This is a genomic window from Streptomyces albipurpureus (assembly GCF_023701525.1).
Lineage (GTDB): Bacteria > Actinomycetota > Actinomycetes > Streptomycetales > Streptomycetaceae > Streptomyces > Streptomyces albipurpureus.
In genome coordinates, this window is record NZ_JAMQAW010000022.1 from 1 (window position 1) to 10348 (window position 10348).

7 protein-coding genes are annotated in these 10348 nt (G+C 68.9%); 4 read left to right on the plus strand and 3 right to left on the minus strand.

What is annotated here, in order from left to right:
* Positions 1–985: 985 nt before the first annotated feature.
* Complete coding sequence (locus NBG84_RS17405) at positions 986–2434, minus strand: NAD(P)H-hydrate dehydratase (RefSeq protein WP_250920393.1); 1449 nt, start codon at positions 2432–2434, stop codon at positions 986–988.
* Positions 2435–2625: 191 nt separating this feature from the next.
* Between NBG84_RS17405 and NBG84_RS17410 the strand changes: the two genes are divergently transcribed.
* Together NBG84_RS17410 and NBG84_RS17415 are read left to right on the plus strand one after the other, a co-directional pair.
* Positions 2626–3195, plus strand: a complete 570-nt coding sequence (locus tag NBG84_RS17410) for a hypothetical protein (RefSeq protein WP_250920394.1) — start codon at positions 2626–2628, stop codon at positions 3193–3195.
* Between the two features lie 26 nt (positions 3196–3221).
* The gene (locus NBG84_RS17415) at positions 3222–5309 is read left to right on the plus strand and encodes a PT domain-containing protein (RefSeq protein ID WP_250920395.1); all 2088 of its coding nucleotides are present in this window, start codon (positions 3222–3224) and stop codon (positions 5307–5309) included.
* A gap of 109 nt (positions 5310–5418) precedes the next feature.
* On the opposite strand, the gene NBG84_RS17420 is transcribed toward NBG84_RS17415, so the two are convergent.
* Both NBG84_RS17420 and glmS read right to left on the minus strand, forming a co-directional pair.
* On the minus strand, positions 5419–5787 hold the full coding sequence (locus tag NBG84_RS17420; protein ID WP_250920396.1) for a holo-ACP synthase: 369 nt from the start codon (positions 5785–5787) through the stop codon (positions 5419–5421).
* A gap of 4 nt (positions 5788–5791) precedes the next feature.
* A complete protein-coding gene (glmS, locus tag NBG84_RS17425; RefSeq protein ID WP_250920397.1) occupies positions 5792–7639 on the minus strand; it encodes a glutamine--fructose-6-phosphate transaminase (isomerizing) in 1848 nt (615 codons plus the stop codon).
* Between the two features lie 297 nt (positions 7640–7936).
* On the opposite strand from glmS, the gene coaA reads away from it, so the two are divergent.
* The gene (coaA, locus tag NBG84_RS17430) at positions 7937–8932 is read left to right on the plus strand and encodes a type I pantothenate kinase (protein ID WP_250920398.1); all 996 of its coding nucleotides are present in this window, start codon (positions 7937–7939) and stop codon (positions 8930–8932) included.
* Positions 8933–8962: 30 nt separating this feature from the next.
* Entirely contained in the window at positions 8963–9922 is a 960-nt protein-coding gene (locus NBG84_RS17435) for a DUF389 domain-containing protein (protein ID WP_250920399.1), read from the plus strand.
* Positions 9923–10348: the final 426 nt, after the last annotated feature.

Genomic DNA, 10348 nt, shown 5'->3' on the forward strand with positions numbered 1-10348 from the left:
GCGAAACCCACACCACACCAACCCACCCTGACCAGCTAACCAACCACCCCCACACAACGGGGGAACCTCAATGAGCGGGCTGGTTCTCCTCAACGGTCACTCTCACCCGCCGAAAGGCGGGAAGTACGCACCCGCGCCCTAGGCCAGAGCTCGGCGCCCTGATGGCCCCTCCAACCCTCACAGGCCACACCACGTTCAGCCTCCGCGCCCCGGCTTCCCGCTCCCCAAAGCCCCCCTGCTCCCACAGCGGACGAAGGCCTCTCCCCCATCAGGCAAGAGCGAAAGGAGACCTGCCCTGGACCCCAGACACAGACAAACTCCCGCCAAAACCCCTCAGATCGCACCAGATTACGGCGCACAGCCCTTCACCCGACATGCGACGCAGGACCAAACAACCCCAAAAGGCAAACCCCCACAGAACATGCACCTCAACACCCAGGAACGCACATCGCGGATGGGGGCGCGCAGGGGGTGTCCCCGGAAGCGATCGACGGCAAGGCAGCCTTGCCGGCTCGGAGTCGCATCAGGCCGTCGACGCTGAGGAGTCACCCCCGATAGCACCCCCCAACCCCAACAGAACAAGACCCGTACCCCGGGAACCCAAGCCTCGACCACCAGCAGCCCGCCAATAGACAGACCCCCGCCAGAGGGCACCCCCAGCCCGTCCGGCGTTTGAGGACGGAACCCCCCACCCCCGGTGAGAACACGCGACACAAGAGCGCCGAGCCCAAGAGCCCAAGAGCCCAAGAGCTCAAGAGCTCAAGAGCTCAAGAGCTCAAGGCCTCACAGCCAAGCACCCCCGCCGAAACGAGCACCCCGCCAAGGGGGCACCCTCAGCCCGTCCGGCGTTTGAGGACGGAACCCTCCACCCCGGGTGGGGACACCCGACACAGGGGCGCTGTGCCCAAGCACCCCGCGCCTCGGCCACAGGCACCCCCCGTCGGAGCGTGCACCCCGCCAAGGGGCACCCCCAGCACCACTCACCTCAGGTGCGCCCCCCCAAGACACAGGCCCCCCACGCCCCCCGCACGCCCTCCCCCACCTCCCAGGAGGTAATCGGCGTCCCGTCGGCCGCCGCTCGGCGGGCCGCGAGGCCGTGGAGGTAGGCGGCTACCGAGCCCGCGTCGCGGGCGTTGAGGCCGGTTGCCAGGAGGGATCCGGCAAGGCCGGAGAGAACGTCCCCGCTGCCCGCGGTCGCCAGCCAGGGTGTCCCCATCGGGTTCACCCGAACAGCCACGCTCGGGTCGGGGTCGGCCACCAGGGTGGTTGAGCCCTTGAGGAGCACCGTCGCCCCGTAGCGCCTCGCCAACTCCCGTACCGAGGCGAGGCGCGCCGACTCCACCTCTTCGCGTGCGACCTCCAGCAGCGCCGCCGCCTCCCCCGCGTGCGGGGTGAGCAGGGTGGGCGCGCTTCGGCCCCGTACCGCTTCTGGGTCCAGCTGCCGCAGCCCGTCGGCGTCGACGAGCACGGCCGCGTCGGAGGCCAGGATCTCGGGTACCGCCCCGATGCCCTCGCCGAGGCCGGGTCCCACGACCCAGGACTGCACACGGCCGGCCTTGGCGGGTGGCCCGGTGTGCACCAGGGTCTCCGGGAAGCGGGCGATCACCGCTTCGGTGGCGGGTCCCACGTAGCGCACGGCTCCCGCCCCGCCCCTCAGTGCCCCGGCGACGGCGAGCACCGCGGCTCCCGGGTAGCGGGCGGACCCGGCGACGACTCCGACGACTCCGCGGCGGTACTTGTCGCTTTCCGCGGACGGTCGCGGCAGTAGCCGGGCCACGTCCTCGTGCTGGAGCGCTTCGACGGCGGGGATGGACGGCAGCTCGGCGTCGAGCCCGATGTCCACCAGCCGTACGGTCCCCGCGTACTCCCGTGCGGGATCGATGAGCAGTCCCGGCTTATGGGTGCCGAAGGTGACGGTGGCGTCGGCGCGTAGGGCCTCGCCGGTGACCTCACCGCTGTCGGCGTCGGTCCCGCTGGGGAGGTCGACGGCGACGATCACGGCGTTGGACCCGCGGGCCGCACGGGCGATGGGAATGGCGTCGGGTCGCAGTCCGCCTCGGCCACCGATTCCGATGATGCCGTCGAGGACGAGATCGGCCGTGGCCAGCACGGCGAAGGGATCATCGGCGATGCGCCCGCCCGCGCCGGTGAGTGCGGCGAGACCGCCCTGGTGGGTGCGGTCGGGGGCCAGGAGTACGGCGCTGACGCCGGCTCCTCGTCGGGCGAGGCGGGCGCCCGCGTAGAGCGCGTCGCCGCCGTTGTCTCCGCTGCCCACCAGGAGGGCGATGCGTACCCCGTACACCCGTCCGAGCAGATCAGCGCAGGCGGCGGCGAGCCCGGCCGCGGCCCGCTGCATCAGCGCGCCCTCGGGAAGGCGCGCCATGAGGGCGGCCTCGGCGGTTCTGACGGTGTCCACACAGTGAGCGGTACGCATGTCATCGAGTCTGCCCCAGGGGGCGCTCCCCCGCCCCTCGCCGTCCCCCTGCCGGCCAAATACGCCATTCGGGCGCCGAGTTGCCGGCTCGGCACGAGCGCTTCACGGAGGGTTGACGAAGCCTCACGTTCAACTTAGGTTTGCCTTACCTAACCGGGCCTCCGGCTCGTCCTGCGAAAGGTGTCCCCTCCATGCGCTCTGTCGCTCGCACCGCCGGCCGTGCCGCCGTCGCCCTCCTGGGAGCCACCGCGCTCACCATGGGCCTGGCATCCTCCGCATCGGCAGCGACCGTCAATCGCACCATCACCGACGGCGGTTCGACCTACAACCTCTCCCTGACCGCGCCCTCCACCGCGGCCGCGTCCGGGACCAATGTCACCGTGAGCGGCAGCGGCTACAACCCGAGCCAGGGCGTCTACGTCGGGCTGTGCGCGGTGCCCGCCGGGGTCAACGTCAACAACCCCGCCACCTGGAACAGCAAGCCCACCCCCTGTCTCGGCGGCCAGGACCAAGCGGGCACCACCGGCGCGTCGCACTGGGTCAACAGCACCTGGTGGTGGCTGTCCCCGAACAACTCCTCGCCGTACACCGAGTCCGGTGGCCGTGGCAGCTTCTCCGTGTCGATCCACGTCAAGGCCCAGCTCTCCTCGACCATCACCTGCGGACAGGGCGGTGTGACCTGCGCAATCGTCACCCGCGCCGACCACTACGACAGCAATGACCGCAAGTACGACGTCTACGTCCCGGTGGCCTTCTCCTAGTCATGCGCACACGTACCAAGAGACCCATGTACGTACGACGGATCGCGGCCGCCGCGCTGCCGCTCGCGGTGGGACTGACCGCCGCGGGCCCCGCGCATGCCGCCGATCCCGGCGAGGCCACCGGCCCCACCGGGCAGAAGCTGACCGTCTCCGCCACCGAGAACATCGACCCGGCCGGTCAGAAAGTGACCGTCACCGGCTCGGGCTACGCGCTGGACCAGGGCATCTACCTCGCCGTCTGCGCCGTTCCCAAAGCGGGCGAAGCACCGAGCCCCTGCCTTGGTGGCACCGATATGTCCGGCACCTCTGGATCGTCGTACTGGATCTCCAACAATCCACCGGATTACGCCAAGGACCTCGTCAAGCCGTTCACCGTCCAGAGCGACGGCAAGGGCGGATTCAGCTTGGAACTGACCATCAAGGCCAAGGACAGCAGCGCCGACTGCACCCAGCGGGCGTGTGCGGTGGTCACCCGGGCCGATCACACCCACAGCGCCGACCGCGACCAGGACGTCATCGTCCCCGTCACCTTCGGCGCCGGTAGCGCACCCAACCCGGAGGTCCCGGCGGGAACCGTGCGCCACCAGGCCGTTCGTACCATCACACCCCCGCTCGGGGGCGCCACTGACACGGAGGCGGACCCGGCGGCGGGGCACCTCCACATCAGTACGGACAGTGGTTCCCAGAGCCGACTGGCGACCTATGACACCGCCACGGGTGCTGTGGTCGGCACCCCCATCGAACTGCCCGCACCCGCCACGGTCATGGCACTCGACACGGGCTCAGGCACCCTCTACCTAGGGCTGACGAACCGGATCGCGTCCTACAACACCAGGACGAAGGTCTTCAGCGACAACCTCGCACCGGTCACCGGCAACATCAAGTACCTCGCTGCCGACCCGGGCGCGGATCGGCTGTACGTCGCCAACCAGCAGGGCCGTTCCATCACGGTGTACAGCACCGAGAACTGGCAGCCGGTCGGCGAGCCCGTACTGCTTCCGTTCCTGCCCGCCGGACTCGCCGTGGATACCAAGCGTCACATCGGCTACGCCACCTATGTGGGTGGCGCGATGGAGAACGGCTCCCTCGTCTACCGCAATGTGCTCAACGCGATCGACGGCTCCACCGGGAAGCTCATCAACAGCCTCAGCCTGGGCACCACCGCGCTCGGCAGCATGGGTGTGACCGTCGACTCCACGAGCGGTACGGGCTATGTGGCCAACCTCGCCGCGGGCACGGTCTTCACCGTTGACCTCCAGCGGAACAGGGTCACGGGCACCCTCACCGTGGGCGCCAACCCCAGATCACTCGCGTATGACGCCGGCACCAAGACCCTGTACGCAGCACAGACCACGGCGGGCACGGTCGCCGTGGTGGACCCGACGAAGAACAAGGTCACCGAGACCCTGGCGACCGGCGACGGCCCGGACGAGCTCACCCTGGACACCGAACGGCACACCCTGTTCACGGTCGCGTCCGGCAAGGTCGTCCAGTCCCAGTACCAGGTCTCGCCGACCGTGACCGCAGCGCCGAAGGCCGTCTTGGTACAGGCCGGGAAGCAAGCCGAGTTCAGGGCCGCGGCCCAGGGCTCGCCCACCCCGACCGCCGGCTGGGAGGTCAGCACCGACGAGGGCAGGACCTGGCAACCGGTGGCAGGGGCCGCGGGGCCGAAACTGAGCTTCAAGGCGAACTCCGAGCACGACGGCAACCGCTATCGGGCGGTGTTCTCCAACCCGGTCGGAAGCATCCGCTCCACAGCCGTGGAACTCACCGTCACCCCGGTCCCGAAGCCCTCCCCCACCGATGAACCGACCGACGGACCGACCGACGGACCGACCGATCAACCGACCGACGGACCGACGGATCAACCGACGGGAGGCCTGTCGGGTGGGAACTCGGGCGGCTCGTCGGGGGAAAGCTCCGGCGGGATGGATCCCGGCCCGGACACCACCGCACTCTCCGGTGGCACCACGAACGGTGGCGGGAACAGCATCGGAGGGGGCGGCTCTCTGGCCTCCACCGGATCAACGCTGTTGCCCCTCACCATCGCCGCAGCCGCACTCACCGCCCTGGGCGCGGCAGCGGTGGCCCTACGCCGCAGAACACTGGCGTAGGCCACATCGGCTCGGTCCCCTCCCGTTCATCGGCCGGGAGGGGGCCGAGTCATCTCCCGGTTCCGTAGCTCCCATGAGGCCCGCTTCAACAGCGCCGGGCCGGCAGGCACTACCCCTCCGCGATCACCATGGCCGAGGCCACCCCGGCGTCATGGCTCAACGAGATGTGCCATGACCGCACCCCCAGCGCCTGCGCGCATGCCGCGACCGTCCCATACACCCGCAGTTGGGGCCGCCCGCTGTCCTCGACCCACACCTCGGTGTCCGTCCAGCGCAGCCCGCTCGGCGCGCCGAGCGCCTTCGCCACCGCCTCCTTCGCGGCGAACCGCGCCGCCAGCGAGGCGTATCCGCGTTGCTCACCGCTGGGTAGCAGCAGTTCCCGCTCCAGAAAGAGTCGCCGCGCCATGGCCGGCGTACGCCTCAAGGACGCCTCGAACCGATCGATCTCGGCGACGTCGATCCCCACCCCGATAATCACTCGCTCACTCCACCGTCACTGATTTCGCCAGATTCCGCGGCTGGTCCACCTCATTACCGCGGGCCGTCGCCAGTTCGCAGGCGAAGACCTGCAACGGAACGGTAGCCACTAGCGGCTGGAGCAGCGCGGGAGTGACCGGGATACGGATCAGGTGGTCCGCGTAAGGGGAAACGGTCTCATCCCCCTCCTCCGCGATCACAATCGTCCGAGCGCCACGGGCCCTGATCTCCTGGATGTTCGACACGATCTTGTCGTGGAGCACCGAGTGCCCGCGCGGGGACGGCACCACCACGACCACCGGTAGATCCTCGTCGATCAGCGCGATCGGACCGTGCTTCAGCTCACCCGCGGCAAACCCCTCCGCGTGCATATACGCCAGCTCCTTGAGCTTGAGCGCACCCTCAAGCGCCACCGGATAGCCCACATGCCGGCCCAGGAAGAGCACGGTGTTCTTCGCCGCCAGCGAGCGCGCCAGCTCCCGTACGGGCTCCATGGTCTCCAGCACCCGCTCGACCGCTGTGGAGATCTCCGCCAGATCCCGGATGACGGCCCGGATCTCATCACCCGCCTGGGTGCCGCGTACCTGCCCCAGATAGAGCGCCACCAGATAGCAGGCCACCAACTGGGTCAAAAACGCCTTGGTGGAGGCGACCGCGACCTCGGGGCCCGCATGGGTGTAGAGGACGGCGTCGGACTCCCGGGGGATCGTCGAGCCGTTCGTATTGCAGATGGCGAGCACCCGAGCGCCCTGTTCACGCGCGTGCCGCACCGCCATCAGGGTGTCCATCGTCTCGCCGGACTGGGAGATCGCGATCACCAGGGTGCGCTCGTCCAGGATCGGATCGCGGTAGCGGAACTCGCTGGCCAACTCCACTTCGCAGGGGATGCGGGTCCAGTGCTCGATGGCGTACTTCGCGATCAGCCCCGCGTGGAAGGCGGTCCCACAGGCCACGATCACCACTTTGGTGGCCTCCCGGAGGACCTCGGCCGGGATACGGATCTCATCGAGCGTGAGCGATCCAGCGACGTCGATCCGCCCGAGCAGCGTGTCGGCGACGGCCTTCGGCTGCTCGGCGATCTCCTTCAGCATGAAGTAGTCATAGCCGCCCTTCTCGGCGGCCGAGGCGTCCCAGTCCACGTGGTACGAGCGGACGTCCGCGGTGTCCCCGGCGAAGTCGGTGATGGTCACGCCGTCCCGCCGCAACTCCACGACCTGGTCCTGACCGAGTTCGATGGCGGCCCTGGTGTGGTCGATGAAGGCGGTCACATCCGATGCCAGGAAGTACTCTCCGTCGCCGACCCCCACCACCAGCGGGGAGTTTCGGCGTGCGCCCACCACCACACCGGGCTCATCGGCGTGCACCGCCACCAGGGTGAAGGCACCTTCCAGCCGTCGGCAGACCTGCCGCATGGCCTCCGCGAGGTCCCCGCAGGACGAGAAGGACTCGGCGAGAAGATGTCCGACCACCTCCGAATCCGTCTCGGAGACCACATCATGTCCGCGGGTGATCAGTTCGGCCCTGAGCAGGGCGAAGTTCTCGATGATCCCGTTGTGGACGACGGCGACGCGTCCCGCGTTGTCCAGATGCGGGTGGGCGTTGGCATCGGTCGGACCGCCATGGGTCGCCCACCGGGTGTGCCCGAGGGCGGTGGAGCCACTGGGCAGCGGTCGGTCCTTGAGTTCCTTCTCCAGGTTGACGAGCTTGCCCGCCTTCTTCGCGGTCGCCAGACCACCGTCGGCGAGCACCGCCACACCGGCGGAGTCATAGCCCCGGTACTCCAGCCGCTTCAGCCCTGCGACGACGACGTCAAGCGCCGACTGTCCGCCGACATAACCCACGATTCCGCACATAGCCGCAGCCTAAGGCCAACCCCGCGGCGCACCCGGGCGTGGCGCGTGGGCACCCACCCGACGTGTCCCGCTACCCGCACCACGCCCGGCTACCCGGCCGCCACCGCGTCCGACCGATGGCGCTCCGCCCACCGCGCCGACGACGTACGGAAGGGACAGGAGGGGCAGGAGAGACAGAAGGGAAGGGGGATCACTCACGGGCCATCGTTGCCCCATGCACTCGGTCAGTCGGCAAGGGCCGTCCAGGGTGACTTTCTCCACCATCCACTTCCCTGTCCAAGCGCCCACAATGGCGATGTGATCACTTCGCCACCGCACAGTGCGAACCGCCGGTCAGAGCATCCGTCGACCCCCTACGTCGACCTCAGCCGCGCGGAGTGGAGCGCCCTGCGGGACAAGACCCCCCTACCGCTGTCCGCCGCCGAGGTCGAGCAGCTGCGCGGGCTCGGCGATGTCATCGATCTGGACGAGGTACGGGACGTCTATCTCCCGCTGTCCCGGCTGCTCAACCTCTATGTACAGGCCACCGGCGAACTGCGGGGCGCGCTCAACACCTTCCTCGGAGAGGCGGGGGGCGGCCAGGGCGAGCAGCCCGGCACCCCTTTCGTCATAGGTGTCGCCGGGTCGGTAGCCGTCGGCAAGTCGACCGTGGCCCGACTGCTCCAGGCGATGCTCGCCCGCTGGCCGGAGCATCCGCGGGTCGAACGGGTCACCACCGATGGGTTCCTGCTGCCGATGAAGGAGCTCCAGGCCCGCGGACTGATGGCGCGGAAAGGTTTCCCCGAGTCATATGACCGACGCGCCCTGACCCGGTTCGTCGCTGACATCAAGGCCGGCAAGGACGAGGTCACCGCCCCCGTCTACTCGCATCTGATCTATGACATCGTCCCTGGCGAACGCCTCACCGTGCGCCGCCCGGACATTCTGATCGTCGAGGGCATCAATGTGCTCCAGCCGGCGCTGCCGGGCAAGGACGGTCGCACCCGGGTGGGTCTCGCGGACTACTTCGACTTCTCGGTCTATGTGGACGCGCGGCCGGAGGACATCGAGCGCTGGTATCTCAACCGCTTCCGCAAACTGCGCGAGACCGCCTTTCAGAATCCCGCCTCGTACTTCCGCAAGTACACCCAGGTCTCCGAGGAAGAAGCCCTGGAGTACGCGCGCACGATGTGGCGCACCATCAACAAGCCGAACCTGCTGGAGAATGTGGCCCCCACCCGCGGCCGGGCCACGCTGGTACTCCGCAAGGGACCTGACCACAAGGTCCAGCGGCTGTCGCTCCGCAAGCTCTGACGCGGCCCAACCCCCAAGGAGTCCAACCGCGTGCTGCACCTGCGCCTGCTCACCCCCACCGACCGTACCGCCGAGGTGATCAGCCTCGTAGAGAAGACCGTGGGCACGGCACATCTGGCGGTGGTACCCGGCGCGTCCCGCGATCCCCACGGCGATCTGGTGATGTGCGATGTGGCCCGTGAGGCAGGCGATGAGCTGATCTCGGGGCTACGGGAGCTGGGCATCGATGAGTGCGGCTCGATCGCGGTCGATGACATCGAGCTGTCGCTCTCCCAGCGTGCCGATCGGGCGGAGAAGGACGCTCCCGGTGAGGGCTCAGACGCCGTGGTCTGGGAGCAACTCGTCGCCGCGACCCATGAGGAGTCCACGCTCTCCGTCACCTATCTGGCGTTTCTCTCCCTGGCAACGATGATCGCGGCCTGTGGAGTGGTGCTGGACAACGCGATCCTGATCGTGGGCGCCATGGCGGTGGGACCGGAGTTCGGTCCCCTGGCCGGGTTCTGTACCGCACTGGTACGGCGCGCACCTCGGCTGGCCTGGCGCGCGTTCTGGGCGCTGATCGTGGGGTTCGCCGTCGCGATAGTGATCACCGTCGGCTTCAGCCATGTCATGGCGTGGCTGGGCCAGTTCGACGCGGCGAAGCTGGAAGCCGACCGCCCCAACACCGCGTTTATCTACCAGCCCGACACCTTCTCCCTCGTGGTGGCGCTGCTGGCGGGAGTGGCGGGGACGCTCTCCCTCACCTCAGCGAAGTCGGGGGCCCTGGTGGGGGTGGCGATCTCGGTCACCACCGTCCCGGCGGCAGCCAATGCGGCGGTCGCCTTCAGTTTCCAGGAGTACCGCCAGGCCTGGGGCTCCACCGAGCAGCTGCTCCTGAACCTCCTCGGAATCGTGGTGGCGGGCACCCTGACCCTCCTCATCCAAAAGGCCCTCTGGTCCCGCCGCATCTCCGCAAAACCCGCCCCCAGCTCCAGACCTGACCTCCCCTGACTCCCCCGTCTTTCACGGGCGGGCACGCCCTCGGAGGCAACAGGCACGGGCGTGGAAGCGCCAGGGAGGTCCCCCGGATTCCTCCCCCATACAGGTACCCAGGGGGCAGGGGATGCAGGTCTCAGCGCGGGGTGCGTAGGGGGTGTGTCCCCGCCCGTGTCCTTGGCGCGGCAGGGGACAGGTTTCGGCCGAGGGCGCGTAGGGGTCTCCCCGGGTTCCTCCGCTTGGCAGGTACCTAGGGCGAGGGGCACCAAGCTTGGGCGCGGAGGCGCCCAGAGAGGTCCCCCGGGTTCCTCCCCCATACAGGTACCTAAAGGGCAGGGGATGCAAGTCTCGGCGCGGAGGCGCCCAGAGAGGTCCCTGAGGTTCCCCCGGGATGCGGGGGGTGGTGATAGCAGGTCAGATGGGTTTTATGAGAGGAACCCA